Annotated in this window: 24 protein-coding genes; 10 read left to right on the top strand and 14 right to left on the bottom strand. The window is 69.7% G+C overall.

Annotation, left to right across the window (positions count from 1 at the left end; all coding sequences use genetic code 11):
- Positions 1–67 precede the first annotated feature (67 nt).
- Together SNAS_RS27330 and SNAS_RS27335 are read left to right on the top strand one after the other, a co-directional pair.
- Complete coding sequence (locus tag SNAS_RS27330; protein ID WP_013020729.1) at positions 68–1,882, top strand: ABC transporter ATP-binding protein; 1,815 nt, start codon at positions 68–70, stop codon at positions 1,880–1,882.
- Positions 1,879–3,723, top strand: a complete 1,845-nt coding sequence (locus tag SNAS_RS27335) for an ABC transporter ATP-binding protein (protein ID WP_013020730.1) — start codon at positions 1,879–1,881, stop codon at positions 3,721–3,723. The genes SNAS_RS27330 and SNAS_RS27335 overlap by 4 nt, the downstream gene beginning before the upstream one ends.
- A gap of 6 nt (positions 3,724–3,729) precedes the next feature.
- On the opposite strand, the gene SNAS_RS27340 is transcribed toward SNAS_RS27335, so the two are convergent.
- Complete coding sequence (locus tag SNAS_RS27340) at positions 3,730–3,957, bottom strand: hypothetical protein (protein WP_013020731.1); 228 nt, start codon at positions 3,955–3,957, stop codon at positions 3,730–3,732.
- 35 nt (positions 3,958–3,992) lie between these two features.
- The gene (locus tag SNAS_RS27345; protein ID WP_013020732.1) at positions 3,993–4,622 is read right to left on the bottom strand and encodes a hypothetical protein; all 630 of its coding nucleotides are present in this window, start codon (positions 4,620–4,622) and stop codon (positions 3,993–3,995) included.
- Between the two features lie 62 nt (positions 4,623–4,684).
- Here SNAS_RS27345 and SNAS_RS27350 point away from each other — a divergent pair, with 62 nt between their 5' ends.
- On the top strand, positions 4,685–7,576 hold the full coding sequence (locus tag SNAS_RS27350; protein WP_013020733.1) for an AfsR/SARP family transcriptional regulator: 2,892 nt from the start codon (positions 4,685–4,687) through the stop codon (positions 7,574–7,576).
- Between the two features lie 826 nt (positions 7,577–8,402).
- On the opposite strand, the gene SNAS_RS27360 is transcribed toward SNAS_RS27350, so the two are convergent.
- The 3 genes from SNAS_RS27360 to SNAS_RS35455 all read right to left on the bottom strand — a co-directional run bounded on the left by SNAS_RS27360 (position 8,403) and on the right by SNAS_RS35455 (position 10,609).
- The gene (locus SNAS_RS27360) at positions 8,403–9,419 is read right to left on the bottom strand and encodes an AfsR/SARP family transcriptional regulator (protein WP_052305163.1); all 1,017 of its coding nucleotides are present in this window, start codon (positions 9,417–9,419) and stop codon (positions 8,403–8,405) included.
- Positions 9,420–9,513: 94 nt separating this feature from the next.
- The gene (locus SNAS_RS27365; RefSeq protein ID WP_013020736.1) at positions 9,514–10,200 is read right to left on the bottom strand and encodes a TIGR00266 family protein; all 687 of its coding nucleotides are present in this window, start codon (positions 10,198–10,200) and stop codon (positions 9,514–9,516) included.
- 91 nt (positions 10,201–10,291) lie between these two features.
- Positions 10,292–10,609, bottom strand: coding sequence for a hypothetical protein (locus tag SNAS_RS35455; protein WP_144300658.1), 318 nt, complete (start codon positions 10,607–10,609; stop codon positions 10,292–10,294).
- Positions 10,610–10,674: 65 nt separating this feature from the next.
- Between SNAS_RS35455 and SNAS_RS36005 the strand changes: the two genes are divergently transcribed.
- Positions 10,675–10,854 (top strand): hypothetical protein, encoded by a 180-nt coding sequence (locus SNAS_RS36005; RefSeq protein WP_169313831.1) that lies wholly within the window; start codon positions 10,675–10,677, stop codon positions 10,852–10,854.
- A gap of 187 nt (positions 10,855–11,041) precedes the next feature.
- Here SNAS_RS36005 and SNAS_RS27380 read toward each other — a convergent pair whose 3' ends face one another.
- Complete coding sequence (locus SNAS_RS27380; RefSeq protein ID WP_013020737.1) at positions 11,042–11,782, bottom strand: hypothetical protein; 741 nt, start codon at positions 11,780–11,782, stop codon at positions 11,042–11,044.
- A 54-nt stretch (positions 11,783–11,836) separates the two neighbouring features.
- Here SNAS_RS27380 and SNAS_RS27385 point away from each other — a divergent pair, with 54 nt between their 5' ends.
- The gene (locus tag SNAS_RS27385; RefSeq protein WP_013020738.1) at positions 11,837–12,973 is read left to right on the top strand and encodes a DNA recombination protein RmuC; all 1,137 of its coding nucleotides are present in this window, start codon (positions 11,837–11,839) and stop codon (positions 12,971–12,973) included.
- A 10-nt stretch (positions 12,974–12,983) separates the two neighbouring features.
- On the opposite strand, the gene SNAS_RS27390 is transcribed toward SNAS_RS27385, so the two are convergent.
- On the bottom strand, positions 12,984–13,178 hold the full coding sequence (locus SNAS_RS27390; RefSeq protein WP_013020739.1) for a hypothetical protein: 195 nt from the start codon (positions 13,176–13,178) through the stop codon (positions 12,984–12,986).
- A 68-nt stretch (positions 13,179–13,246) separates the two neighbouring features.
- Positions 13,247–14,224 (bottom strand): 4-hydroxy-3-methylbut-2-enyl diphosphate reductase, encoded by a 978-nt coding sequence (locus SNAS_RS27395; protein ID WP_041625217.1) that lies wholly within the window; start codon positions 14,222–14,224, stop codon positions 13,247–13,249.
- Positions 14,225–14,303: 79 nt separating this feature from the next.
- Between SNAS_RS27395 and xseA the strand changes: the two genes are divergently transcribed.
- Positions 14,304–15,548: an exodeoxyribonuclease VII large subunit gene (gene xseA / locus SNAS_RS27400; RefSeq protein ID WP_013020741.1), complete on the top strand. Its 1,245-nt coding sequence runs from the start codon at positions 14,304–14,306 to the stop codon at positions 15,546–15,548.
- Between the two features lie 3 nt (positions 15,549–15,551).
- Positions 15,552–15,752, top strand: a complete 201-nt coding sequence (locus SNAS_RS27405) for an exodeoxyribonuclease VII small subunit (protein WP_013020742.1) — start codon at positions 15,552–15,554, stop codon at positions 15,750–15,752.
- A gap of 3 nt (positions 15,753–15,755) precedes the next feature.
- Here SNAS_RS27405 and SNAS_RS27410 read toward each other — a convergent pair whose 3' ends face one another.
- The gene (locus SNAS_RS27410) at positions 15,756–16,520 is read right to left on the bottom strand and encodes an SDR family oxidoreductase (RefSeq protein ID WP_013020743.1); all 765 of its coding nucleotides are present in this window, start codon (positions 16,518–16,520) and stop codon (positions 15,756–15,758) included.
- Positions 16,521–16,596: 76 nt separating this feature from the next.
- On the opposite strand from SNAS_RS27410, the gene SNAS_RS27415 reads away from it, so the two are divergent.
- Positions 16,597–17,181, top strand: a complete 585-nt coding sequence (locus SNAS_RS27415; protein ID WP_013020744.1) for a TetR/AcrR family transcriptional regulator — start codon at positions 16,597–16,599, stop codon at positions 17,179–17,181.
- 19 nt (positions 17,182–17,200) lie between these two features.
- Here the strand turns inward: SNAS_RS27415 and SNAS_RS27420 are convergent, their stop codons facing one another.
- Complete coding sequence (locus SNAS_RS27420; protein WP_013020745.1) at positions 17,201–18,049, bottom strand: phytanoyl-CoA dioxygenase family protein; 849 nt, start codon at positions 18,047–18,049, stop codon at positions 17,201–17,203.
- A gap of 99 nt (positions 18,050–18,148) precedes the next feature.
- On the opposite strand from SNAS_RS27420, the gene SNAS_RS34515 reads away from it, so the two are divergent.
- The gene (locus SNAS_RS34515; RefSeq protein WP_083787407.1) at positions 18,149–19,534 is read left to right on the top strand and encodes a helix-turn-helix domain-containing protein; all 1,386 of its coding nucleotides are present in this window, start codon (positions 18,149–18,151) and stop codon (positions 19,532–19,534) included.
- A gap of 3 nt (positions 19,535–19,537) precedes the next feature.
- Here SNAS_RS34515 and thrC read toward each other — a convergent pair whose 3' ends face one another.
- From thrC to argS, 4 genes are read right to left on the bottom strand one after another with little or no spacing between them, the layout of a single operon-like run.
- On the bottom strand, positions 19,538–20,593 hold the full coding sequence (gene thrC, locus SNAS_RS27435) for a threonine synthase (protein ID WP_013020747.1): 1,056 nt from the start codon (positions 20,591–20,593) through the stop codon (positions 19,538–19,540).
- The gene (locus tag SNAS_RS27440) at positions 20,569–21,873 is read right to left on the bottom strand and encodes a homoserine dehydrogenase (protein ID WP_013020748.1); all 1,305 of its coding nucleotides are present in this window, start codon (positions 21,871–21,873) and stop codon (positions 20,569–20,571) included. Before SNAS_RS27440 ends, thrC begins: the two co-directional genes overlap by 25 nt.
- Before the next feature lie 11 nt (positions 21,874–21,884).
- Positions 21,885–23,291 (bottom strand): diaminopimelate decarboxylase, encoded by a 1,407-nt coding sequence (gene lysA, locus SNAS_RS27445; RefSeq protein WP_013020749.1) that lies wholly within the window; start codon positions 23,289–23,291, stop codon positions 21,885–21,887.
- Complete coding sequence (gene argS / locus SNAS_RS27450) at positions 23,291–24,943, bottom strand: arginine--tRNA ligase (RefSeq protein ID WP_013020750.1); 1,653 nt, start codon at positions 24,941–24,943, stop codon at positions 23,291–23,293. The genes lysA and argS overlap by 1 nt, the downstream gene beginning before the upstream one ends.
- 165 nt (positions 24,944–25,108) lie before the next feature.
- Between argS and SNAS_RS27455 the strand changes: the two genes are divergently transcribed.
- Positions 25,109–26,266, top strand: coding sequence for a hypothetical protein (locus SNAS_RS27455; protein WP_013020751.1), 1,158 nt, complete (start codon positions 25,109–25,111; stop codon positions 26,264–26,266).
- Positions 26,267–26,277 lie beyond the last annotated feature (11 nt).

Raw genomic sequence — 26,277 nt, forward strand, 5'->3', positions numbered from 1 at the left:
GTTCTACTGTGGTGGGTGGGGCTAAAATGACAGGCGCGAAGTCGCACCCGAGCGTTACCTTGAGGCCGTGACGTCTCAGCCCTCCGCCCAGAAATCCGAGACCAAACCACCCGATGAACCCGAGCCGCCCCAGCGGCGGCACGCGCTGTCCAGCCTGTGGCGGCTGCGACATTATCTGAGGCCCTACCGGGGACGCATGATCGCCATGTTCACGCTGGCCCTCGCCGCCACGGGGGCGGCGCTGGTCGTGCCGTGGCTGATCCAGCGCGTCATCGACGGGCCGATCACCGGCGGCGACACCTCCGGGGTGTGGCTTTTGGGCGGCGCGATCGCCGTCTTCGGTTTCGCCGAGGCCGTCATCATCTGGATCCGCCGGTTCATCCAGGCGAAGGTGGCGCTCGGCCTGGAGGCCGACATGCGCGCCGATCTCTACGCCCACATGCAGAAGCTGCACGCGGGGTTCCACGACCGCTGGCAGACCGGGCAGTTGCTGGCCCGGGCCACCGCCGACCTGGGTTCGATGCGCCGGTTCATGGCCTGGGGCCTGATCTTCGGCGCGATGAGCCTGGTGACCTTCGCGGCCGTGACCGTTCAGCTGGTCGCCCTGAACTGGCAGCTGGGGCTGCTGGTGGCCGCCTCGGCGGTACCGCTGTTCTTCACCGCCCGCAACTTCGCCCGCGCCTATATCGTCGCCTCGCGGCAGATGCAGGACCAGCAGGGCGAGGTGGCCTCGATCGCCGAGCAGGCCGCGCAGGGCATCCGGGTCATCAAGGCCTTCGGACGCGCCCCGCACATGGAGCGGCTGTTCGGCGTCGAGGCGGTGCGACTGCGCGACGTGTCGGTGGCGCGGATGGACATCGCCGCGCGTTCGTGGGCGACCTTCAACGTGATCCCCAACGCGACGCTGGCGATCGTGCTGGTCGGCGGCGCCATCGCGGTGGCGCACCAGCAGCTGACCATCGGCGGGCTGGTCGCCTTCGTGAGCCTGCAGCTGATGCTGGTGTGGCCGGTGGAGGCGCTGGGCTGGATCATCGCCAACGGCAACGAGGCGATGACCGCCGCCGACCGGGTCAAGGACGTCTTCGACACCGAACCGGCGATCGCCGACGCGCCCGGGGCGGTGGCCGTGGCGCGCGCCGAGACCCGCGGCCACGTCCGGTTCGAGGGTGTTTCCTTTGCCTACGAGGGCGTCGCGGAGCCGGTGCTCGACGGGGTGGACCTGGAGGTGCGGCCCGGGGAGACGCTGGCGATCGCGGGGGTGACCGGCAGCGGGAAGACCACGCTGGTGTCGCTGGTCCCCCGCCTGTACGACGTGACCGGCGGCAGGGTGACCATCGACGGCACCGACATCCGCGACCTGAGCCTGGCCAGCCTGCGCAGCGTCGTGGCCACGGCCTTCGAGGATCCGACGCTGTTCTCGATGAGCGTGCGGGAGAACCTGACGCTGGGACGCGCCGAGTCCACCGACGCCGAGGTCGCCGAGGCGCTGCGGGTCGCGCAGGCCGAGTTCGTCCACGACCTGCCCTACGGCCTGGACACCCGGATCGGTGAGCAGGGACTGTCGCTGTCGGGCGGCCAGCGGCAGCGGCTCGCGCTGGCCCGGGCGGTGCTGGTCAAACCCGCCGTGCTGGTGCTCGACGATCCACTGTCGGCACTGGACGTCCACACCGAGGAGCTGGTGGAACGCGCGCTGGCCAGTGTCCTCAAGGGCACGACGGCGCTGATCGTCGTGCACCGTCCCTCGACGGTCATGCTGGCCGACCGGGTGGCGCTGTTGGCCGAGGGCCGCATCGCCGCCATCGGCAGCCACAGTGAACTGCTGGAGACGGTGCCCGCCTACGCGCAGGTGCTGTCGGCCGAGTCCGAGGAGATGGCGGCATGAGCACGAACACCGCTACCCGGTCCTGGCGCGGCAAGGCCGAGGACGACGAGGAACGCACCACCGCCGAGTCCGGCGACGCCGCCTCGGTGAAGAACCTGCGCGGCCGCAGCCGGGCGCTGCTGGGTTCACTGCTGCGACCGCACCGGACCCGGATCTTCGGGATCATCGCGTTGCTGCTGTTGATGAGCGGCGCGAACCTGGCCGGGCCGTACCTGGTGCAGCTGGGCATCGACTCCGGTATCCCGCCGCTGGTCGACGGCGGCGACTACACCGTCATCGCCTGGGTCGGCGTCGGCTTCGTCGTCGTGACCATCGTGGACTATCTGGCCACCCGCGGCGACGTCTCGCTGACCGGCAAGGTCAGCCAGGAACTGCTGCTGGACCTGCGGCAGCGGGTGTTCCGGCACTTCAACCGGCTGTCGGTGAACTTCCACGAGCGCTTCACCTCGGGACGGGTCGTGGCCCGGATGACGTCCGACATGGACGCTATCCGGGAACTGTCCGACAACGGCGTCCACGACCTGGTGCTGTCGGTCCTGAACGTGGTGGCGATCGCGGGCATCATGCTGTGGATGGACACCGAGCTGGCCCTGGTGGCGCTGTTGTCCTTCCCGGTCATGGCGGTGCTGGCCAACTGGTTCCGCAAGTACTCCACTGTGGTCTACCGACGGACCCGTGAGACCATCGCGCTGGTCATCGTCTACTTCGTGGAGTCGATGGGCGGCGTGCGCGCGGTGCAGTCCTACCGCCGCGAACCCCGCAACCAGCACATCTTCGACGGCCTCAACGCCGACAACCGCGACGCCAACATCAACGGCCACCGCGCCGCGGCGCTGTTCGCCGCCGGTACCAAGGGCATCGGCAACGTGTGCGTGGCCGTGGTGCTGGTGTACGGCGGGTTCCTGGTCATGGAGGGCCAGACCCAGATCGGTGTGCTGGCGGCGTTCCTGTTGTACCTGCGGCGGTTCTACGAACCGATGCAGGAACTGACGATGTTCTACAACACGCTGCAGTCGGCCACCGCGGCGCTGGAGAAGCTGGCCGGGGTGCTCGACGAGGAACCCGACGTCGCCGAACCCCGCGAACCGACCCCGCTTCCCCAGGCCCGCGGCCAGATCGACTTCACCGGCGTGGGTTTCTCCTACCGCACCGGCACCGTGGTGCTGCCCGAGTTCGACCTGCGCATCCCGGCGGGCCAGACGGTCGCGATCGTCGGCGCCACCGGCGCGGGCAAGACCACGGTGGCCAAGCTGGTGGCGCGCTTCTACGACCCGGTCGAGGGCGTGGTGAGCCTGGACGGCGTCGACCTGCGGCGGTTGGCCCAGACCGATCTGCGCCGCGCCATCGCCATGGTCACCCAGGAGAACTTCCTGTTCAACGGGACCGTCGGCGAGAACATCGCCTTCGGCCGTCCCGACGCCAGCCGCGCCGACGTTCGGACAGCGGCCCGGGCGATCGGCGCCGACGAGTTCATCGCGGCGCTGCCCGACGGCTACGACACCGACGTGCGCAAACGCGGCGGCCGGCTGTCGGCGGGACAGCGTCAGCTGGTCGCCTTCGCCCGTGCCTTCCTCGCCGACCCCCGGGTGCTGATCCTGGACGAGGCGACCTCCTCGCTGGACATCCCCAGCGAACGGCTGGTCCAGCGCGCGCTGCGCACCATCCTGGCCGACCGGACCGCCATCATCATCGCCCACCGGCTGTCGACGGTGGAGATCGCGGACCGGGTGCTGGTCATGGAAGCGGGCCGCGTCGTCGAGGACGGCCCGCCCCAGACCCTGATCGAGAACAGCGGGCAGTACGCCCGGCTGCACGAGCAGTGGCAGGACAGTCTGGTGTGACGCCCGTCAGGGGGATTCGCCGCCGCCGACCACGAAGTCGCCGCGATCCGTTTGGGTCGCCCCTTTCTGCTGGTCGGCCTTGGCCACCGAGAACGAGGGCTTGCCCGGTTCCGGGTGGTCCATGGGGGCGAACTTCGTGGTGCGGTCACGTCGGCGCAGCCGCATGATCAGCACGATCGCGCCCACGATCGCCCCTAGTCCGAACAGGATCCCCGTAATATCAACTATCGACATCCACCAATGGTAACGGCGCCTTCGGAATTCGCTCCTCACCGCCGCACTCGCGCCGTCCTGCGGCGGCGCTTGCGCCACAGCACCAGGCCGGTGAGGGTGACCGCGCCGACCAGGATCAGCGCCGGGCCCAGACCGACGGAGTCGGCGAGCAGCTCGGCCACGACCCAGGTGTCGGAGTTGGGGTCGAGGATCAGCACCCCGATCAGCACCATCGACACGAGGATGACCACCGCCAGCACCAGCGTGCGGGCCCAGCCGCGCAGCTTCAGCTTGTCCTGCACGATGTTCCCGGCCTTGATGATCTTGCGTACCCGCAGTATCCGCAGCGTGCTGACACTGTAGACGATGCGCAGCAGTTGCGCCGGGCCCAGCGAATAGACCACCGCGGGCAGCGTCACCACGATGATCAGACACAGCCACCAGTTGCGCCGCAGCCACCGGAATTTGTTCTCCGACAGGACGAACAGGACGGCGAATTCCATCCACATCAGAGCGCCGGAGCACAGGTTTATGACACTTCCCGCCGTCGCCCAGGTTCCCGGTCCCCACAGTGACAGCAGAACCCCTGGTACGGAGGCGATAGCGGCGATGAGGACCGGCATCGCGAGAACGCGTTCGGCGCGTTCGTAGCGGGTTTCCACCCGTTCGGCGATCGGGTCTGACATTTCGGGGACGGTACCCACGACGATTCTTGATAGATTCAAGAATCGATCAAAGCGGATTTCAGATGGGAATTTCCGTGACCGCCCCGTTGCGTTTTCAACTGCTGGGACCGGTCCGCGCCTGGCGGGACGGTGAGGAACTTCGACTCGGTTCGCCGCAGCAGCGGCTGGTGCTCGTCCGGCTGCTGATCGGCGAGGGCCGTCCGGTGTCCATCGACCAGCTTTCCGCCACTCTGTGGCGCGACGATCCGCCGCCCGCGGCCCGCAGCACGGTGCGCACCTACCTGTCCCGGCTGCGTTCGGTACTGGGCGCGGGGATCATCGACTCCCGCGAGCACTGGTATTCGCTGCGGGTCGGCGAGGTGGACGCGTGGCGGTTCGCCGCGCTGCTGCGCGAGGCCGAGGCCACCCCGGACCGCGACCGGGCCCGGCGGCTGTTGAGCCAGGCTCTCGACCTGTGCCAGGACATCCCGCTGGCCGAGCTGCCGGGCGAATGGGCACGCGCGCAACGCATTCGGCTCGAGGAGGAACGCGACCGGGCCGTGGAACGACGGGCCCGCCTCGACCTGGACTTCGGACGGCCCGCCGACGCCGCCGCCGCGCTGGCACGGTTGTGCGCCGAGTATCCGCTGCGGGAGCGGCCGCATCAGCTGCTGATGCTCGCGCTGTACCGGGACGGCCGCAAGGCCGAGGCGCTGACCGTCCACAACGACCTGCGCCGCCGGCTCGCCGAGCAGCTGGGCATCGATCCCGGCGACGAGACCGCCGAGCTGCACCGGCGGATACTGCGGGCCGACCCGGAACTGGCGGCACCCCCACCGATCGCGGCCCCCGACGCCGAACCGCCGCGTCGCGGCCCGGCCCAGCTGCTGGCCGACATTCCCGACTTCACCGGCCGCGACGACGTCGTCAGGGAACTGACCGCGCTGCTCACCGAGGAACGCGACGCGGCCCCGGTCGTGGTCGTCACGGGCATCGGCGGCGCCGGTAAGACCACATTGGCCACTCACGTCGGCCATCGGGTGGCCGCCGACTTCCCCGACGGTCAGCTGTACGTCGACCTGCGCGGCGCCGACGAGGTTCCGCATGAGCCGCTGGCGGCCCAGCGGGGCATGCTGCGGTCGCTGGGCGTCAGCACCGAGGACATCCCGGCCGCCGAGGACGAATGCGCCGCGCTCTTCAGGTCCACTATGGCCAGCAAACGGTTGTTGTTGTTGCTGGACAACGCCGCCGACACCGCGCAGGTCCGGGCGCTGCTGCCCGGTGCGGCCGGGTGCGCGGCGATCGTCACCGCGCGGTCCACGCTCACCGGTCTCACCGGCGCGCGTTACGTCCGCCTGTCCGCCCTGGAACCCGGCGAGGCGGTGACGTTGCTGCGGCGGGTGGTGGGCACCGAACGCGTCGACGCCGAGTCCGCCGAGGCGCTGAACGTGGTGACCGCCTGCGGTTCGCTGCCGCTGGCCGTGCGGATCGCCGCCGCGCGCCTGGTCGCCAGACCGCAGTGGACGGTCGGGCAGTTCGCCGAGCGGGTGCGCGACGAACAGCGGCGGCTGGCCGAACTGCGGGCCGGTGACCTGGCGGTCGAAGCGGCCTTCGCGCTCAGCTACCGGCAACTGGACGAGCAGCACGCGCACGCGTTCCGGCTGTTGACCGTCCCGGACGCCCCCGAACTGGCGCTGGCCACGGCAGCGGCGGTGCTGGGACGCGGCGAACTCGACACCGAGGGCCTCGCCGAGGACCTCGTCGACCTGAACCTGCTGGAATCCCCCGCCTACCGGCGCTACCGGATGCACGACCTGACCCGGCTGTTCGGACGCGGCAAGACCGATGCGGCCGAACGCGACGCGGCGCTGCGCCGACTCGCCGACTACTACGTGGCCACCGCCTACAACGGACGCCGGGCGGTCGAGTCCGACGGCCGTGTCATCAACGGGGTGCTGCCCACCGCATCGGAAGGCACCGGCTTCGCGTCGGCGGCCGAGGCGGAACGCTGGCTCGACACCGAGACCGACGCGCTGCTGCTCACCCTGCGGCAACTCGCCCGACAGCTGCCTGCCGCCGTCCGGCTCGCGGGCGATCTGCTGCGCGTCATCGCCAACGTGCACATCATCTCCAGCCCAAGACGCGGCGACCTGTTCGCCGCCGCCGGGGCGATAGCGGCGGCGGCCCGGACGCACGGGGACGCGTTCACCGAGGGGCGGGCCCTGCTGCAACAGGCGGACTGCCACCTGGCGGAGGCGCGCTTCACCGAGGCGAAAGCGCTGGCGACCACCGCCCTGGAGCTGGCCGAGCGAAGCGGCGACGGCTACGGCCACGCCTCGTCCCAGGCCTGCCTCGGCGTGACCGCCTTCTACGCCGACGACGATCCGGAGGCGGCGGTCAAGCTGTTCTCGGCCGCCTATGAGGGTTTCAGCGCCCTGTCGGTCGGGGCCGAGGCCGGAAAACTGCTGGCGACCCGGGCCCGGATCCTGTTGCGGCTGGGGCGCCGGACCGAGGCGGTCGCCGACGCCGTCGAGGCCGTCGCGCGGCTGCGCGAGCACGGTGTCGGCACCGCCCTGGCGGACGGGCTCTACCAGCTGGGCACGATCCGGCAGTCGATCGGCGACCTGGACGCGGCCGTCGCGTCGCTCACCGAGTCACTGGAACTGCACCGCGCGCTTCGCCGCAACGTCCATGAGGGACTGTCCCTGTACCGGCTGGCCGAGGCCGAGCTGGGACGCGGGGATGCCCGGACGGCCCACCGCCACGCCGAGGCGGCGATCGCGAAGTTCACCGACATCGGCGACCAATGGGGACGGCACTCCGCCGAGGTCGTGCTGGGCCGGATCCTGTTGGCCACCAACGAACCCGCGCGGGCCCGCGAACTGATCGGCAACGCCGCGACCGGCCTCGAAGCCCTCGGACGCGACACCGAGGCCGCCGAAGCCCGCGCGATACTCGACGATCAGTCGCCCTGATCCTTGTCCTTGTCCTTCTTCTCGGCGGCGTCCTCCGCCAGGCACGCCTGGCTCGCGGCCTCCATGTCCGCGCCGCCGGGACTCATCATCACGTAGTCCAATGTGATGTTGTCGCCCACCGGCAGGAAGTGCGCCTGCTGTAGCCCCACGTCGTACAGGGCGTATCCGGCCTCCGAGGTACCCAGCAGCAGCATGGTCGCGCCGTCGTACAGGCACTTGTCGTCGCGCTGCACCACGACCCACTGGTCCTGGAATCCGACGGCGTTGAGCAGCGCGCTCTCGGCCCCCTGGGTGGCCACCAGGTTGGCCTCCTCGCTCACGGTGCCCGCCAACGAGAATCCGATGGTGACGCCCGCCAGCGCACCGCAGATCACCCGCCTGGTGAACCGTCCCACGGGACTGCGCGACAGCATCCGCATCGGCACCACGAACGCCACCGCGCCCAACAGCAGAGCCAGTCCCAGGTTGAGCGCGAGGTTGTCGCCACTCGCGCCGAAGACGAAGTTCAGCAACAGCGGCATCAGCGCCCAGTACAGCACCACGCAGACCACGGCGAGCACTCCCGCCGGGATCCACGGGTTGGCGCGGATCCTGCGGCCCAGGGCACCGTGCCGGTCACCGGCGATCCGCTGGAACAGCCACCGGATCGACACGTAGATCCCGATGACCGGCAGCGCCAACAGGACCAGCAGCACCAGGGTGTACAGCAGACGTCCGAACAGGACACCCTGGTCGATACCGGCCTGCTCGGGGTTGACGCCGAAGGTGCCGTACAGGTACTGCATCGAGATGTACAGGACGGCGTACAGCGCGATCGCCAGCGGCATCACCAGATCGCCGAGCTGGTCGAGGAACTCGAAGACGGTTGACTTGACGTCGCCGTTCTCCGCGTCCGGTTCGGTCTCGGCCTCGTCGGTGTCGCGTGGGGGTTCGGGTTCGGCCACCGCGGCCCAGTCCGGCGGTCGCACGGGTATCGCGGCGGTGCCCTGGGCGGGCGGATACGGGGACTGCCCCTGGGGGTTTCGCATCGGTGTGGTTCCTTAGTACGGGGTGATAAGCAGGCGATGGCGTGGGTCTCGGGACCGTCGAGCGTTCGGTCCCCACGCAGGATGTTCAGGTGGGTGCGGCGCAGCCGCGGCCCGGGATCGACGCCGTAGCTGTCGGCCAGTCGTTCTCGGATCCCCTGGTAGACCGCCAGTGCGTCGGCTTGGCGTCCACAGCGGTACAGCGCCACCATCGCGAGGTCGTGGCAGCATTCGCGCAGCGGATGGGCGTCCATGAGGCCGAGCAGTTCGGGCAGCGCCTCACGATGCCGTCCACAGTCCAGTTCGGCGGACAGTCGCGCCTCCAGCGTCGTCAGCCGACGCTCCATCCACTGGGTACGGACCCGCTCGGCGGTGCCACCACCGATGCCGCACAGCGGCGTGCCGGTGAACCGGGATTCCGCGTACCGCAACAACTCGACCGCCCGGTACGGGTCAGTCCCGCCGCCGGCACGGCCCACGGCGTTCTCGAACTCGGTCACGTCCACGATGGTGTCGCCGGGAAACCGCAGCGCGTAGCCGCCGCTCCACAACAGCACCTCGCGTCCGGTCCCGGCGCGGTCGAACTCGCCGCGCAGCGACGAGACGTAGGTGCGCAACGCGTGCTCGGCGCGGGTCGGGGAATCGTTCCCCCACACCCAGTCGACGAGTTCGTCGATGCTGAGCACCCGGCCGTCGCCGAGCAGCAGCGCCGCCAGCACCGCGCGCGGCCGGGGTCCGCCCAGCCGCAGTTCGCGGTCACCGCGCCAGGCGCGGACCGGGCCGAGCACGTTGACGCGCAACGGTTGTGGTGTGGTCATGAGACTCTTCGCTCCCGTATCGGGTTTCGTGTGAACGCGATACAGGGTGTCCGGGACCGGTTGACGCCGGGATTGACGAATCGTTGACGCCGGGTCAGTCCTTCTCGAACGGCAGCACGTCGGTGAGGTAGTCGATGAGCGCTTCGGGGTTGCGGCTCTGGGTCAGCACCCGCCCCGGCCCGGTGAACTCGTACACCAGGCCCTCCCCGGACTTGCGGGACTGCATGGTCTTGCCCTCCACCGCGCGGCGCAGCGAGTGCCCGACGGTCTCCTCGTAGGCCACCACGTGTCCGTTGTCGATGACGATGGTCTCGCCCGGATCCAGTGCGTAGGAGTCGATCGCGCCGTAGCAACCCAACACCAGCTGCCCCTGCCCCTGAGCCCGCACCAAGAACGCCCCCTCACCCCCGATGAGGTTCTTCATGCCGCCCCACTTGGTCTGGATCTCGACCTCGCCGTTGGAAGCGATCCACGAACCCTTCGCGATCATCAGCGCCGCCTCGGGCCGCACCGGCACCACGGCGACGTCACCGGGCAGGCTGTGCGCCAGATCCACCCAGCCGCCGAACTCGGGCGCGGTGTACGTGGTGGTGTAAAGGTTCTCGTCGGTGAGCATCTTGCGGGCCAGGCCCCGCATCAGTCCACCCTCGACCTTGGCGGCCAGGGCGACGCCGTGGCTGGTGGCGAGCATGGCACCGGCCTCGACCCGGATCTGCTCCCCCGCCTCCAGGTGGCACCGGACCACGGCGAACGAGCCGGGGTGACGGACGTCGGATTTCATGGTTTCTCCTTGTCTCCGTCGCGCGAATCGCGACGGAGCAAGGGTTTCCGGGTGACGTCAGGGTTCGATCAAACGGCGTTCAAAGCGCGGATCAGGAACCGCCGCCCCCGCCACCACCGCCGTCTCCGCCGCCGCCACCTCCGCCGGAGTCGCCACCGCCACCCCAACCACCGGCACCACCCCAGTCACCGCCACCGCCCGACGAGCCGGAATCCCCGCCGAACCAGCCGCCGCCCGACGAACTGGAATCCGAACCGTATGTGGTGGGCGGGATGTAGGTGTGGGACGTGCCGCCACGGCGTCGAGTCGTATTGCCGCCCTTCCGCACCGCGTAGGACACCAGCGCGACGGTGAGGCCGACACCCAGCATGAGGACGAGGACGAGGACAAAAGTTTGAGCGACTTCCATACCATCACTGTACTAAAGCGACGCAAACCCGGTATGCGACAAGCAAACCGCCACTTTCGTCCTTTTTGTCAGGAACCGCCGCCACCGCCGCCGTCTCCCCCACCGCCGCCTCCGCCGGAGTCGCCACCGCCACCCCAACCACCGGCACCGCCCCAGCCACCACCGGAGTCACCCCGCCGCCGAACCAGCCGCCCCCGGAATCGCCGGAGGAACTGCCACTGTCCGTTGTGCTCCCGCTGCCGTAGTTCGTATAGGACGAACCGCCCCGGCCGCGCCGATTCGCGCTTCGCACCAGAACCAGCATGAAGAGTGCGCCGAGCAACGTAAGGGCCAGGCACATCACGCTCACAGATACATCTCGCATCGTGCAACGGTACTGACACAGCAGGTCAGGAATCCCGTTCCCGGCAGGGGAACGGCACGATCTGGGGGTCAGAAACCGCCGCCGAAATCGCCACCGCCGAAGTCCCCGCCACCGAAATCGCCGCCACCGGCGTAGTCGCCGCCGCTGCCGTAGTCCGAGGCCCCGTCGGCGTAACCGTCCGCGTAAGCGCCGTCGACGGCACCGGTGCCGAAACCGGGCGAGATCAAGGCATCGAAGACCATCATGGAGCCGATTCCCCAGGCACCGGCCACCAGTGCGGTCTTCCACCACGGTTCGGAGTACCAGCCGCCCGGCACCGGACGGCCCTTGACCATGCCACCCGGGTAGTAGTGCCGGGCGTCGTCGGTGGGGGTCGGGCTGGCCACGTAACGGTGGCCGTCCACATCGGCCTCCATGCGTTCGGTGACGGAACCCGCCCGCAACTGGCCCGAGGTCCGCGGGATGTGCGGGCCCGCGTCCAGCCCCATCGCCAGCCGGGCGGCCTTCACGTACTGAAGCCCCTCGATGGCGGTGTCGGCGGCGAGTTCGTACTGCCGACGCGACTGCGCCCGCTCCAGCTGGGCACCGGCGGCGGTGTAACGCTCGCTCGCGTCCACAAGGGCCTGTTTGGCGGCGGGGTTGTCGCCGTCGGCCACCAGGTTCAGCGTCTGTCCGCCCAGCCGCTCGTACCAGCGCTGGGCCTCCTCCCGCGAATCGGCCAGGCGACGATCGGCCTTCTTCTTCGCCTGGAAAGCCAGAAGACCGACAAGTATCGCGCCCAGCGCCAGCAGGACGATCATGACCGCCATGGATCAACACTACCGCCGGTTTTCGGGTTCCCTCACAACCCGTAGCCTGGCGGCATGGATTATGTGCTCATCGCCATCGTCTGTCTGGCCGCGGGGGCGGCGGCGGGGTGGTTCGCGGCCCGGGCACGTTCGGCCACCGAGAACGCGGCCCTGTCGGCCCGTCTGGACGCCGCCCGCGACAACGAGACCCGGCTGGAGCAGTCACTGCGGGCCGTCACCGCCGACGCCACCGCGCAGTCGAAGACGGCGCTCAACGAACTGCTGCATCCACTGCGGGAGTCGCTGCACCGCTACGAACAGCACGTCGGCGAGGTGGAGCGGGCGCGGCTGGCGGCCTACACCGAGCTGCGGACCCAGGTGTCACGAATGTCGGACACCAGCGACGCGCTGCGGACCCAGACCGGGCAGCTGCTGTCGGCCTTGCGCACCCCGCAGGTGCGGGGCCGGTGGGGCGAACACCAGTTGCGGCGCATCGTGGAGGCGTCCGGGATGCTGGAGCACTGCGACTTCACCGAACAGACCACGGCGTCCATCGAGGACCAGACAGTGCGGCCGGACCTCGTGGTGAAGCTGGCGGGCGGCAAGCACGTCGTCGTGGACGCCAAGGCGCCGTTCAACGCCTATCTGGACGCGCTGGAGACCGCCGACGAGACGGTGCGCGACGGCCAGCTCGACATGCACGCCAAGCAGTTGCGCGCCCACGTCAACCAGCTGTCCAAGAAGGAGTACTGGCGGGCCTTCGACAGCACCCCGGAGTTCGTGGTGCTGTTCGTCCCGGCCGACACCTTCCTGGACGCCGCGCTCAAACGCGACCCGAACCTGCTGGAGTACGCCTTCGCGCGCGACATCGTGCTGGCCACCCCGGCGACCCTGATCGCGCTGCTGCGCACGATCGCCTACTCGTGGCGGCAGGAGGCGCTGGCCAAGGGTGCCGCCCAGGTACACGCGCTCGGCAAGGAGATGTACTCGCGGCTGGCGACCATGGGCGGTCATCTGTCCAAACTGGGCACGTCGCTGTCGGGCGCGGTGACCGCGTACAACGCCACCCTCGGCTCGCTGGAGTCGCGGGTCATGGTCAGCGCCCGCAAGTTCGCCGAACTGGGCATCTCCTCCGAGGAACTGCCCGAGATGGACCAGATCGAGGTCACCGCGCGCCAGGTGCAGCACGAAGCGCTGCGAAGCGACGGCTGAACCGCGTCGGTCAGGAGGTCTTCCGGCCGCGCACCCCGATCACGATGAGCACGAGACCGACCAGCGCGATGATCGGACCCAGGATCGCCCACAGGGTCACGCCGGTCATCGGGCTTCCGGTCAGGTAACCCAGACCCTGCACGGTGAACACGGTGCCGAACACGGCGAGCAGCGCGCCGGGAATTATGTACCACAACGACTTCATTGCCCAAGTCTGACGCGTTCGACCGGTATGCGCTCGCCTCGTAAGGGATCCGAAAGCTTTGGCCCGGACTACGCCGAGGCCTGCGCGGCTTCCTTGGCCTTCATGTCGCGAACCAGTTCACGCGGCAGCGAGAAGGTCAGCTTCTCCTTGACCGACTCCACCTCGGCGACGTCGGTGAAACCGCGCTCGGCCAGGAACTCCAGCACGCCGGTCACCAGGTCGTCCGGAACCGAGGCACCGGAGGTGACGCCGACGGTGGTGGCGCCCTCCAGCCAGGACTCCTGGATCTCGTGGGCGTAGTCGACGAGGTAGCCCGCGCGGGAACCGGCCTGCAACGCCACTTCCACCAGCCGCACCGAGTTGGACGAGTTGGTGGAACCGACGACGAGCATGACGTCGCAGTCGTCGGCGATCTCCTTGACGACCTGCTGCCGGTTCTGGGTGGCGTAGCAGATGTCGTCGCTGGGCGGCGACTGCAACAGCGGGAACCGCTGCCGCAGCCCGTCGACGGTGTCCATGGTCTCGTCGACCGACAGCGTGGTCTGGGACAGCCACACCACCTTGTTCTCGTCGCGCACCTTGACGTTCTTGACGTCCTCGGGGCCGTCGACCAGGGTGATGTTCTCCGGCGCCTCGCCGGTGGTGCCGATGACCTCCTCGTGCCCATCGTGTCCGATGAGGAGGATGTCGTAGTCCTGGGCGGCGAACCGCCGCGCCTCCGAGTGCACCTTCGTCACCAGCGGACAGGTCGCGTCGATGGCCTTCAGGTCGCGCTGCTTGGCCTGCTCGTGCACCTCGGGGGCGACGCCGTGCGCGGAGAACACCACGATCGATCCCGGCGGGACCTCGTCGTTCTCCTCCACGAAGATCGCACCGGCCTCCTCGAGCGTCGCCACGACGTGTTTGTTGTGGACGATCTGCTTGCGGACGTAGACCGGCGGCCCGTAGAGCTCCAGCGCCTTCTCCACGGTTTCCACGGCGCGGTCGACGCCGGCGCAGTAACCCCGGGGTTTGGCGAGCAGGACACGTTTGGCAGCGGCTGACATGGGCTCCATGGTACGGACGCACCCCACGCGAAGTCCTGCGGCCGTGAGCGCACTAACACCGATGTCACCGGCAGCGCCTATGCTGTCGCACGTGACTCAGCCCGAACTCGCCGCGGCCACCGGCCCCTCCACCCCCGAGTCACCCTGGCCGGTGCGGGTGGTCAGCCACAAGATCGGCGAGTGGATCTCCCGGTTGGGCGCGGTGTGGGCCGAGGGCCAGATCACCCAGATCAGCCGCCGCCCCGGCGCCGGTTTCGTGTTCCTGACGCTGCGCGACCCGGCCGCCGAGGTGAGCCTGACGGTCGTGACCACCCGAAACGTCGTGGACGCGTGTGATCCGCCACTGCGCGACGGCGCCCGGGTCATCGTGCACGGCAAACCCGACTGGTACCCCGGCCGCGGCACCCTGTCGCTGCGGGCCACCGAGATCCGCCAGGTCGGCCTGGGCGAACTGCTGGCCCGGCTGGAGAAACTCAAGAAGCTACTGGCCGCCGAGGGCCTGTTCGCCCCGGAACGCAAGCGCCCACTGCCGTTCCTGCCCCGCCGCATCGGCCTCATCACCGGCCGCGCCTCAGCGGCTGAACGCGACGTCCTGGAGAACGCCAAGACCCGGCTGCCCTCGGCCGACTTCGAGGTCCGCGAAGTCCCGGTACAAGGCCCGCAGGCGGTGCCCAAGGTCCTGGAGGCCCTGGCCGAACTGGACGCCGACCCCGCCGTCGAGGTGATCATCCTGGCGCGCGGCGGCGGCAGCGTCGAGGACCTGCTCCCGTTCTCCGACGAGACCCTGTGCCGCGCCGTCTTCGCGGCCAAGACCCCGATCGTGTCGGCGATCGGCCACGAACCCGACAACCCGCTCGTCGACTTCGTCGCCGACGTCCGCTGCTCCACCCCCACCGACGCGGGCAAACGCGTCGTCCCGGACTTCGCCGAGGAACGACGCGGCATCGACCAGGCCCGCCACCGGCTCCGCCAGGCCCTGGGCGGCAAGATCGACCGCGAATCCCAGGCGCTGGCCGCCATGCGTTCCCGCCCCTGCCTGGCCCAACCGTCCCGCATCATCGACGACCGCCAGGACGAGATCACCCACGCCCGCGACCGGATCCGCCGCGCCTTCACGGCCCGGCTCGACAAGGCCGCTCACGACGTCACCAGCCTGCGGGGCCACCTGCGCGCCCTGTCCCCGCAGGGCACCCTCGACCGCGGCTACGCCATCGTCCGCCGCGCCGACGGCGCGGTCGTGCGCGCCGACACCGAAGTCACCGCGTCGGAGGACCTGCGCGTCCGCCTGGCCCGCGGCGAACTGACCGTCATCGTGAAGGAGTAGACAATGGACGACGAAGCTCTCGACTACGAGGCCGCCCGCGCCGAGCTGGTGTCCGTCGTCGAACGTCTCGAAGCAGGCGGCACCACGTTGGAGGACTCGCTGGCCCTGTGGGAGCGGGGCGAGAAGCTCGCCGACCTGTGCCAGTCCAAGCTGGACGGCGCCCGTGCCCGTCTCGACAAGGCCACCGAATCCCGCGAAGCCTAGCGCCTAGGCTCCGATGAGGAGGGAGCCGCCGGTCGCGTCGATGAACTGGCCGGTGACCCAGCGGGCCTTGTCGGAGGCGATGAATCCGACGACCTCGGCGACGTCGTCGACCTCGCCGACCCGTTTGAACACCGACCAGGCGGCTCCGGCCTCGCGGCCTTCGGGGCTGTCACGCAGCCAGGAGGCGTTCATGTCGGTGTCGATGACGCCGGGGCCGACGCTGTTGACCGTGATGTCGCGGGGGCCCAGTTGGGCGGCGAGGGAACGGGTGAAGGAGTCCAGGGCGGCCTTGGTCATGGCGTAGGCGGGGTCGTTCTTCCAGGTGGCGTGGGAGGCGCCGGAGGAGATGTTGATGATGCGGCCGCCGTCGCGCAGCAGCGGCAGTGCTTTTTGGACGGTGAAGAACGGGGCTTTGAGGTTCAGGTCCATGACGGCGTCGTAGCCCTCGGGGGTGGCGGTGTCGACCGAGCCGGGGCCGTTGGTTCCGGCGTTGTTGACCAGGATGTCCAGGTGGGGTTCGTCGGCGTAGGGCTTGACCCCTTCGGTGAAGGCGGCGAACAGTGCGTCGACGTCGCCGGGTACGCCGAGTCGAGCGCCGACGGTGAAGGCCCGGCCGCCGGCGGCTTCGATGGCCGCGACGGTTTCCTTGGCCGCCGTCTCGTTGCTGCCGTAGTGGACGCCGACCACGACGCCGTCGGCGGCCAGCCGCTCGGCGATGCCGCGTCCGATTCCCCTGCTGCCGCCGGTGACGAGGGCGATGCGGTTCATGACTTCCTCATTTCTGTAGTGATCGTTACGGAAGTACGGTAACACATTATTTAGTGATCGCTATAGAATGGGGGGTATGACGACGACGAGACGGGGCCGGCCGCGTTCCTTCGACCGGGATGCCGCGCTGGGGCGAGCGCTGGATGCCTTTTGGCGCCACGGTTACGAGGGCACGTCGATGGCCACCCTGACCGAGGCCATGGGGCTCAACCCGCCGAGCGTCTACGCCGCCTTCGGCGGCAAGCGTGAGTTGTTCGACGCGGTGGTCGCGCACTACCAGGAGGAGAAGCGGGAGCTCATGGCCTCGGCGCTGTCCGAGTCGGGGAGCGCTCGCGAGGCCGTGGCGCGGCTGCTGCGGGTGTTGGCCGACGACTACACCGACAGGTCGCATCCTCCCGGCTGTCTGGTGATCTCGGCGGCGGTCAACTGCTCCCCCGCCGCGTCCGAGGTCGAGGCGAGCCTGCGGGCGCATCGGGAGGCGTCCAAGCGGGCCATCGCCGAGCGGATCGCCGTCGACCATCCCGCGCGAGCCGAGGCCCTGGCGCTGTATGTGGCGGCGGTGGTGCAGGGCATGTCGACGCAGGCCCGCGACGGCGCCACCCGCGAGCAGTTGCGCGGGCTCGCCGACACGGCGATGCTGGCCTGGCCCGACGGCGACTGACCGCCGGGCCGAAACGGGGTCACTCGTGTTTGCGGGTCACGGCCTCGTGCCCGGTCATGGCGATGACCGGTTGTCCCGACTCCTCGGCCCACTCGCCGCAGGCGCCGCCGCCCTCGGCGACGGTCAGCTCCAGCGGGGTGCCGTCCATGCGCAGCGCCGGGTGGTAGTACTGCGCGACCTGGGTGGCCTCGGCCTGGATGTAGTGCCCGATCAGGGCGCGCCGGAACCGGTCGGCCGAGGTGTTCGGGTGGCTGCCGTGCACCACCGAACCGTTGAAGAACAACACGTCGCCGGGCTTCATGTGGACCGCGTCGACGCGCTGTTCGGCCAGCAGCGGCACCGTCACGTCGGTGAAGCTCAGCCGGGTGTCGGCCTTCGCGGTGCACAGCATCGGCCAGTCCTGGCTGCCGGGGACGACCTTCATGCAGCCGTTCTCCTCGTCGGTGTCGTCCAGCGCCATCCAGGCCGCGACGCAGGTTCCCGGTTCGGCGCGTAGGTAGAAGTTGTCCTGGTGCAGGGCCTGGCCCCGGGAACCGGCCGGTTTGAAGTACAGCATCGACTGCACCGCGTACGGTTCCGCGCCGAGCAGCTCCGACAGCTGCCGCGCCAGCCGGGGGTCCAGCAGCCAGTCCCGCGTCGTGTCGTCCCAGCGGTGCATCTGGGCCATGCGGGGGTAGCGGCGCAACGGATCGCGGCTGCTGGCCTTCACGCCGACGAGGTCGTCGGGCAGCGGGCCCCGCCGCCGCAGCGCCATGTAGTGCTCGCGCAGCCGGTCGACCTCGGCGCCGGAGAACAGTCCCGACACCACAACATATCCATCCTCGTCGAATCGTTGTTTGTATGATCGACTCACGGTCGTCTGGGTCATGTCCGCACCTCCGGTGATGGTTTCTGCTGTTGTCCCACGTCCACCATCGCCAACCGGGCATCATTCGGACAGGCGAAAACGACGCGAGGTGTTGTGTTTTTGACTCATCCACCGTCCGCACTCATCGACGGCTCGCCCCGGCTGCGGCTACGGTCGCCGCCCACGTACTGGCGCTGTGAACCGTCCTGGGTGTGGCAGGCGCGGCCGCTGACCGACCATCTGCTGTGGCATGTGCACGACGGCGCCGGGGAGCTGCGGCTCGACGACAGGCACGTGCGGCTGCGGCCGGGGTTCTGCGCGGTGTTCGCGCCCGGCGACGCGCCGGTGGCCACCCACGATCCGCGACATCCGCTGCTGGTCTTCGGCATGCACTTCACCGCCACGGGCTTCGACGGCGATCTGGTCCCCGAGCAACGCTGGTGCCGGTTGTGGGACCAGGAGTTCGCCGTCCGGCTGGCGCGGCACTGCGACTACGCCCACCGACGCGGCGACGACCTCGGGCAGCGGCAGGCGGTGCTCGGCCTGGAACAGTTCCTCTGTCTATTGTGGGATAACGTGACGCGTCCAGCTCCCGGCCCCGGGGACGCCGCCGTCGAGGACATCGCCCGGGCGGTCCGGCAGGAACCCAGCCGCGACTGGACCGTCGCGACGCTCGCCAAGCGGGCCAACCTTTCCCGTGCCCAGTTCACCCGCCGCTTCACCGCCCACACCGGCTACTCCCCCGCGCGGTACGTGATCCGGGCCCGGCTCGACCGGGCCCGGCAGCTGTTGACCGAGACCAACATGTCCGTCGGCCAGGTCGCCGCCACCCTGGGGTACCCCGACGTCGGTTATTTCAGTCGCCAGTACAAAGTCCACACCGGTTCCTCACCCAGTAGGGATCGCGGTGGCGGCGAAACTTCCGTAGATTGGTTAATGCGGGTACCAACAGTGCCGTTGTCCCCTAACATCCAGGGGCGATCAGACTATAGGAGCCGCAGCGTGATCACGGAATACCAAGCGCCCAACGGCTTCGCCACCATCCCCAGACAACGGTCCCTTCGAGAACACCCCCTGATCGCCGCGTTGTTGTCCCTCGAACTCGATCCCCGTGACTACGTCATCTTCGGCAGCGGGCCGCTGCTGGCCCACGGGTTGCGCGCGGACGTCGCCGACCTGGACGTCGTCGCCCGAGGACGGGCCTGGCACCGGGCACTGCGGATGTCCGGCTACTCCATCGATCTGGGACCGCACAGCTTCGAGCTCATGCTGCGGTTCTTCGGCGGCGGCGTCGAGATCTCCGCCTACTGGACCGACACCAGCTGGGACGTCGACGCGCTCATCGACACCGCCGAGATCATCGACGGACTCCGGTTCGCCGCGCTGCGGGATGTGCTGGAGTACAAGCGAACCCTCGATCGCGCCAAGGACCGCGCCGATGTCGCCGCCCTGGAGCGACACCTGTCCACGGCGGAAGAACTCGAACCGGTGCTGTGCGCGGCCTGAGTGCTACAGCCCCAGCGAGCGGGCGGCGGCTTCGACGTCCACCGGGATCGTCTGCGGCTGCGGTGCCGTGGTCACGGCCCAGTCCGGGTCCTTGAGGCCGTGGCCGGTGACGGTGCACACCACTGTGGATCCGGCGGCCACGGTGCCGTCGGTGACCGCCGTCAGCAGTCCGGCGACGCTGGCGGCCGAGGCCAGCTCGACGAAGACGCCCTCGGAGCGGGCCAGCAGCAGGTAGGCGCGGTGGATGTCGCGATCGGACACCGCGCGGATGTCGCCGCCGGAGGCGTCGCGGGCGTCCAGGGCCTTGGTCCAGCTGGCCGGGTTGCCGATCCGGATCGCGGTCGCGATCGTCTGCGGCTGCGAGACCACCGCGCCGTTGACGATCGGCGCCGATCCCGCGGCCTGCACGCCCAGCATCCGGGGACGCTGTTTGGCGTTGCCCGCGTCGTGGTCCTCGGTGTAGCCCATCCAGTAGGCGGTGATGTTGCCCGCGTTGCCCACCGGCAGACAGTGGACGTCGGGGGCGTCGCCCAGTGCCGCCACGATCTCGAAGGCGGCGGTCTTCTGGCCGTGCAACCGGTACGGGTTCACCGAGTTGACCAGCGCCACCGGATAGTCGAGCGCCAGTTTGGACGCCAGCGCCAGACAGTCGTCGAAGTTACCGTCCACTTGCAGCAGTTTGGCGCCGTGGACCAGCGCCTGCGCCAGTTTGCCGAGCGCGATCTTGCCCTGCGGCACCAGCACCGCGCAGGTCAGTCCGGCCCGGGCCGCGTAGGCGGCGGCCGAGGCCGAGGTGTTGCCGGTGGACGCGCAGATGACGGCCTTGGCACCCTCCTCGGCGGCCTTGGACACCGCCACCGTCATGCCCCGGTCCTTGAAGGACCCGGTCGGGTTGGCGCCCTCGATCTTCAGGTACACGGTGCAACCGGTGCGCTGTGACAGCGCCGGGGCGGGCAGCAGCGGGGTTCCGCCCTCCCGCAAGGTGACCACGGGGGTGTCGGCGGTTACCGGCAACCGGTCACCGAACTCCTCGATCAGGCCGCGCCAGTTTCCGCCCATCGTCCTAACTCACCCTCTACTCGCATGACACTGTCGACCCGTCGTACGGTTGGCAGCTTCGCCAGTTCCGCGACGGTCGCTGACAACTGGGCGTCGGTGGCGGGGTGGGTGACGGCCACCAGCACGGCGTCGTCGCCTCGGCCCGACTGCCGTACCGTACGCATGCTGACGCGGTGGGCGGCGAACACCGACGCCACCTCGGCCAGCACACCCGGTTCGTCGTCCACGTCCAGGTTGACGTGGTAACTCGTGATGACCTCGCCCATCGGGCGTACCGCCAGCTGCGCGTAACTGGACTGCGGGACCGCCCGGGCGCCGCCGCGCCGCGACCGGGCCACCGCGACCAGGTCGCCCAGCACCGCCGAGGCGGTGGGGGCGCCACCGGCGCCCGCGCCGTAGAACATCAGCTGCCCGGCGGCCTCGGCCTCGATGAACACGGCGTTGTAGGCGCCGTTGACCCCGGCCAGCGGATGGTCGTTCGGGATCATCGCCGGATGCACCCGGACGCTGACCGAGTCGGCGTCGCGGGTGGCGATGCACAGCAGTTTGATGACGCAGTCCATCCGTTTGGCGCTGGCCACGTCGGCGGCCGTCACCTCGGTGATGCCCTCGCGGTAGACGTCGGAGGCGGTGACCCGGGTGTGGAAGGCCAGCCCCGCGAGAATCGCGGCCTTGGCGGCGGCGTCGTAGCCCTCGATGTCGGCGGTGGGGTCGGCCTCGGCGTAACCGAGATCGCCCGCCTCCTCAAGGGCCTCGGCGAAACCGGCGCCGGTCTGGGTCATCCGCGACAGGATGAAGTTGGTGGTGCCGTTGACGATCCCCATCACCCGGGTGACGGTGTCACCGTGCAGCGATTCGCGCAGCGGCCGCAGCAGCGGGATCGCCGCCGCCACCGAGGCCTCGTAGTACAGGTCCACATTGGCTGCCGCCGCTGCCTCGTAGAGGCTGGCGCCGTCCTCGGCCAGCAGCGCCTTGTTCCCGGTCACGACGCTCTTGCCCAGTTCCAGGGCGGAGGTGATCCAGGTGCGGGCCGGTTCGATGCCGCCGACGAGTTCGACGACGATGTCGACGTCGGCGCGCGTGGCCAGACCGATCGCGTCGGCGGTGAACAGTGACGGGTCCACCGGCAGGTCGCTGCGGTCCTTGCCGGGACGGCGCACCGCGATTCCCGCCAGCTCCAACGGTTCCCCGACCCGAGCCTCCAGATCGGAGCGTTGGGCGTCCAGCAGCCGGACGACCTCGGTGCCGACGTTCCCGCAGCCAAGCAGCGCTATCTTCAACTGGCTTCCCCTCAGCCGACGTCCAGATTGAGCAGATCGTCGACGGACTCGCCGCGGACGATGAGCCGCGCCGTCCCGTCGGCGACCGCGACCACCGGCGGCCGGGGGACGTGGTTGTAGTTGCTGGCCATGCTGCGGCAGTAGGCGCCGGTGCCGGGCACCGCGATCAGGTCACCGGGTTTGATGTCGCCGGGCAGGAACTCGTCCCGCACGATGATGTCTCCGGCCTCGCAGTGTTTGCCCACGACCCGGCCCAGGATCGGCGGCGCGTCCGACAGCCGCGAGGCCAGTGTGACCGAATAGGTCGCGCCGTACATGGCGGTGCGGATGTTGTCGCTCATGCCGCCGTCGACGCTGACGTAGCTGCGCACCCGTCCGGCGCCCAGGTCCACCGACTTGACGGTGCCCACTTCATACAGTGTGAACGTGGTGGGCCCGGAGATGGCCCGGCCCGGTTCCACCGTGATGGACGGGATGTCGATGCCGAGGTTGTCGCACTCGTGGTCGACGATCTTTCGCAGTCCGTCGGCCAGCTGCCTCGGCGACTGTGGATCGTCCTGTGTGGTGTAGGCGATGCCGAAACCGCCGCCCAGGCCCAGTTCCGGAAGCGTCTTACCGGTCTCGCGCTGGATCTGCTCGTGGGCGCCGATGACGCGGCGGGCCGCGACCTCGAAGGCCGTGGTCTCGAAGATCTGGGAACCGATGTGGGAGTGCAGGCCCTTCAGGTGCAGCACGTCGGCGGCCAGGATGTGCTTGGCCGCCTTCACCGCCGCCTCCAGCGACAGCCCGAACTTCTGGTCCTCGTGCGCGGTGGCGATGTACTCGTGGGTGTGCGCCTCGACGCCCACCTTGGTGCGCACCATGACGCCCGGCCGCACGCCGCGCTGCTTGGCCAGCCGGGTGAGCCGCTCGACCTCGATGCGGGAGTCCAGCACGATGGTGCCGACCCCGGCGTCCAGGGCGGCGGCCAGTTCGGCCTCGGACTTGTTGTTGCCGTGGAAGGCCAGCCGTTCACCGGGGAACCCGGCCGCCACGGCGGTGGCCAGCTCGCCGCCGGTGCAGATGTCGAGGTTGACGCCCTCCTCGGCAACCCAGCGCGCCACCGCCTTGCACAGGAACGACTTCCCGGCGTAGTACACCGCTCCATCCGGGAAGTTGGCGCTGAAGGAGCCGCGGAAGTCGCGCAGCCGGGACCGGAAGTCGGCCTCGTCGACGACGTAGGCGGCGGTGCCGAACTCGGCGGCCAGCTTGTTGACGTCGACGCCGCCGACGGTCAGCACGCCCGCGTCGTCACGGTTGACGGTGCGGGCCCACAGCTGCGGGATCAGATCGTTGACGTCGACGGGCATCCGCAGCCACGCGGGGCCGTGGCCGCCGGTGTACTCCTCGTGCAGCGCGCCTGCTTCGTGTACTCGCATTACATACGCTCCGGGGCTGAGACACCGAGCAGCCGCAGCGCGTTGGCGAGCACGACGCGGGTCGCCTCCACCAGCCACAGCCGGGCGGCGCCGGTGTCGGTGAACTCCTCGTCGCCGCGCGGCAGCACCCGGCAGGCGTCGTAGAAGCGGTGATATGCCCCGGCGAGGTCTTCGGCGTAACGGGCGACGCGGTGCGGTTCCCGCAGTTCGGCGGCGGTGGCCACCACCTTGGGGAACCCGGCCAGCTGTTTGAGCAGGTCGGACTCGCGCGGATGGTCGAGCAGCTTGGGGTCGTACGACTCGCCGCGCGACAGCCCCAGCTCGCCCGCGTTGCGCAGCAGCGAGGCGATCCGGGCGTGCGCGTACTGGACGTAGTAGACCGGGTTGTCGTTGGACGCGCTGGTCCACAGGTCCAGGTCGAGGTCGATGGTGGAGTCGCTGGAGTAGCGGGCCAGCGCGTAGCGTCCGGCGTCGGAGCCGAGCGCGGCGACGAACTCGTCCAGCGTGGTGATGGTGCCCGCCCGCTTGCTCATCCGCAGCGGCTGGCCGTCCTTCTTCAGGTTCACCAACTGTCCGATGAGGATCTCGATGGTGGCGTTGGGGTCGTCGCCGAAACAGGCCGACAGCGCCTTCATCCGTCCGATGTAGCCGTGATGGTCGGCGCCGAGCATGTACACCAGCGGGTCGAAGCCCCGCTGCCGCTTGTCGCGGTAGTAGGCGGCGTCGGCGGCGAAGTAGGTCCAGGTGCCGTCCTCCTTGCGCAGCACCCGGTCCTTGTCGTCGCCGTGGTCGGTGGTGCGCAGCCACAGCGCGCCCTCGGACTCGAAGGTGGCGCCCAGTTCGGTCAGCTTCGCCACCGCGGCGTCGATGTCGCCGCCGTCGTGCAGCTGCTTCTCGCTGAAGTAGACGTCGAAGTGGACGCCGAAGTCGGCCAGCGACCGCTTGATCTCGGCGAGCATCAGGTCGAGCCCCGCCTGCCGGAAGCCCTGCCGGGGGTCGTCGGACGTCAGCAGCTCGGGCCGGTCGGCGACGATCTGCTTGGCGATGTCCTTGACGTAGTCGCCCTGGTAGCCGTCGGCGGGCACCGGCTCACCCTTGGCGGCGGCCAGCAGCGAGGCGCCGAACAGGTCCATCTGGACCCCGGCGTCGTTGACGTAGTACTCGGTGGTGACCTCGGCGCCGGACGCGGAGATGACCCGGCCCAGGGCGTCGCCGACGGCGGCCCAGCGCACCGATCCGATGTGGATCGGACCCGTGGGGTTGGCGGAGACGAACTCGAGGTTCAGCTTCTGGCCATTCAGGGAATCATTGTGGCCGTAAGTATCCCCGGCTTCGATGATCTTCCCGGCGACGGCTCCGGTCGCGGCGGCGTCCAGCTTGATGTTGAGGAAGCCGGGTCCGGCGATGTCGACGGCGGCGATACCCTCCACCGCCCTCAGGTTCGCGGCGATGGCCTCGGCCAGTTCGCGGGGCGGTTTCCCGGCCTTCTTGGCCACCTGGAGGCTGATGTTCGACGAGTAGTCACCGTGCTCGGCGACCCGGGGTCGCTCCACAGTAGCCGTCTGGGGGAGCACACCGGTGTCCAGACCGGCGGCGTCGAAGGCCGCGCGTGCGGCGGACAGCACCTTTTCGGCGAGAATCTGCGGAGTCACGCCGAATATCGTAACGGTCCATATGCTGGTACCTCACGTCTATTACATCGCCGGTGGGACCGGCCACGGCATGACTGTCGAAACGGCGTCTCTTCGCCTACCCTGGTCCAGGGACGGCAGCACCGCCGTCTCCCGCCGACTGACCCGAACCGGATCTGACCCACCATGAGCCACAACGCGTTCGACCAATACGGTGAGCCGCCCTGGCGCGGCGCGCCCGTCTCTCCGGCACCGCAGCACGGGCGGCGCCGCAACCCCTACGCGCCGGACGGCCAGGCCGATTCCGGACGTCAGGGCCCGCCGCGGCAGCGCCTGATGATGGACGAGCCCCCGTCGGTCGAGGCACCCACGCTGTGGCCACCGGTTCCCGAACCGTCCCCGCCGCGGATGGGCGCGGGGTTGCGGCCGTACGCGGAACCGTCGACCGAGGAGGCGCCCGCTCTGCGGCCCCAGTCGCGGTTCCGCGAGCCGTCGACCTCGGAGAACCTCACCGTCGGGCAGCGGCCGCCATCGCCGTACCGCGAGTACGCCACCGGCGAGACCGCGACCGTGCGGCCCCACTCGGCGCCGCCGTCGCAACGCCACCCGTCACCGCCCCAATCGGCACCCCCGTACCAGCGGCAACAGGGGTTCGACGCCCCGCAACGGCCCGCTTCGGCGCCGCCGTACCAGCGTCAGCCCGGCTTCGACGAGCCCCCGACCAGCTTCCCGCCCGCTTCGGCACCCCCGTTCCAGCACCACGCGCCGGAACCCACCGCGCGTATCGAACGGCAGTCGTTCCGGGAGCCGCCCACGGGTGAGACCTCGGCCATGCGGCCCAACTCGGCCCCGCCGTTCCGGCAGGATTCGCCACCCCAGCGGCCATATTCCGCGCCGCCGATGCCGCAGTCCTACGCGGGTGACACCGCCACGATCGACCGGCAGCCGTTCCACGAGCCGCCCACCGCGCAGGCCACGACGGTCCAGCCCCACTCGGCACCCCCGTTGCGGCACGACTCGCCGCCGCAGCGCCCGCATTCCGCCCCGCCGATGCAGCGGCCCCACGCGGCCGACACCGCCATCATCGACCGGCAGCCGCCGCAGTTCGGCTACGAGTCGCCGCAGAGCACCATCCAGGTCGAGCCGGACACCGGCTCGCTCACGACCTCCCAGCTCGCCCCCGCGCCCGCCGACCCGCCGTGGCAGTCGCGCCGCGCCGCCGAGGAGGACGCGTCCTACATCTCCCCCGTGCGAGTGCTGGGCACCGTGGGCGTGATCGTCATCGTCATCGCGATCGCTGGCGCCCTGATCTGGGGCCTCAACCTCTACGGGGACCAGTTCTGATCAAAGGCTGG

It is taken from the genome of Stackebrandtia nassauensis DSM 44728 (assembly GCF_000024545.1).
Lineage (GTDB): Bacteria > Actinomycetota > Actinomycetes > Mycobacteriales > Micromonosporaceae > Stackebrandtia > Stackebrandtia nassauensis.

What these genes read in the sequence shown, in the direction of transcription:
- SNAS_RS27335 (WP_013020730.1), top strand. Translation starts at nt 1,879, where the DNA reads ATGAGCACGAACACCGCTACCCGGTCCTGGCGCGGCAAGGCCGAGGAC.
- SNAS_RS27340 (WP_013020731.1), bottom strand. Translation starts at nt 3,957, where the DNA reads ATGTCGATAGTTGATATTACGGGGATCCTGTTCGGACTAGGGGCGATC.
- SNAS_RS27345 (WP_013020732.1), bottom strand. Translation starts at nt 4,622, where the DNA reads ATGTCAGACCCGATCGCCGAACGGGTGGAAACCCGCTACGAACGCGCC.
- SNAS_RS27350 (WP_013020733.1), top strand. Translation starts at nt 4,685, where the DNA reads ATGGGAATTTCCGTGACCGCCCCGTTGCGTTTTCAACTGCTGGGACCG.
- SNAS_RS27360 (WP_052305163.1), bottom strand. Translation starts at nt 9,419, where the DNA reads ATGACCACACCACAACCGTTGCGCGTCAACGTGCTCGGCCCGGTCCGC.
- SNAS_RS27365 (WP_013020736.1), bottom strand. Translation starts at nt 10,200, where the DNA reads ATGAAATCCGACGTCCGTCACCCCGGCTCGTTCGCCGTGGTCCGGTGC.
- SNAS_RS35455 (WP_144300658.1), bottom strand. Translation starts at nt 10,609, where the DNA reads ATGGAAGTCGCTCAAACTTTTGTCCTCGTCCTCGTCCTCATGCTGGGT.
- SNAS_RS27380 (WP_013020737.1), bottom strand. Translation starts at nt 11,782, where the DNA reads ATGGCGGTCATGATCGTCCTGCTGGCGCTGGGCGCGATACTTGTCGGT.
- SNAS_RS27385 (WP_013020738.1), top strand. Translation starts at nt 11,837, where the DNA reads ATGGATTATGTGCTCATCGCCATCGTCTGTCTGGCCGCGGGGGCGGCG.
- SNAS_RS27390 (WP_013020739.1), bottom strand. Translation starts at nt 13,178, where the DNA reads ATGAAGTCGTTGTGGTACATAATTCCCGGCGCGCTGCTCGCCGTGTTC.
- SNAS_RS27395 (WP_041625217.1), bottom strand. Translation starts at nt 14,224, where the DNA reads ATGTCAGCCGCTGCCAAACGTGTCCTGCTCGCCAAACCCCGGGGTTAC.
- xseA (WP_013020741.1), top strand. Translation starts at nt 14,304, where the DNA reads ATGCTGTCGCACGTGACTCAGCCCGAACTCGCCGCGGCCACCGGCCCC.
- SNAS_RS27405 (WP_013020742.1), top strand. Translation starts at nt 15,552, where the DNA reads ATGGACGACGAAGCTCTCGACTACGAGGCCGCCCGCGCCGAGCTGGTG.
- SNAS_RS27410 (WP_013020743.1), bottom strand. Translation starts at nt 16,520, where the DNA reads ATGAACCGCATCGCCCTCGTCACCGGCGGCAGCAGGGGAATCGGACGC.
- SNAS_RS27415 (WP_013020744.1), top strand. Translation starts at nt 16,597, where the DNA reads ATGACGACGACGAGACGGGGCCGGCCGCGTTCCTTCGACCGGGATGCC.
- SNAS_RS27420 (WP_013020745.1), bottom strand. Translation starts at nt 18,049, where the DNA reads ATGACCCAGACGACCGTGAGTCGATCATACAAACAACGATTCGACGAG.
- thrC (WP_013020747.1), bottom strand. Translation starts at nt 20,593, where the DNA reads ATGGGCGGAAACTGGCGCGGCCTGATCGAGGAGTTCGGTGACCGGTTG.
- lysA (WP_013020749.1), bottom strand. Translation starts at nt 23,291, where the DNA reads ATGCGAGTACACGAAGCAGGCGCGCTGCACGAGGAGTACACCGGCGGC.
- SNAS_RS27455 (WP_013020751.1), top strand. Translation starts at nt 25,109, where the DNA reads ATGAGCCACAACGCGTTCGACCAATACGGTGAGCCGCCCTGGCGCGGC.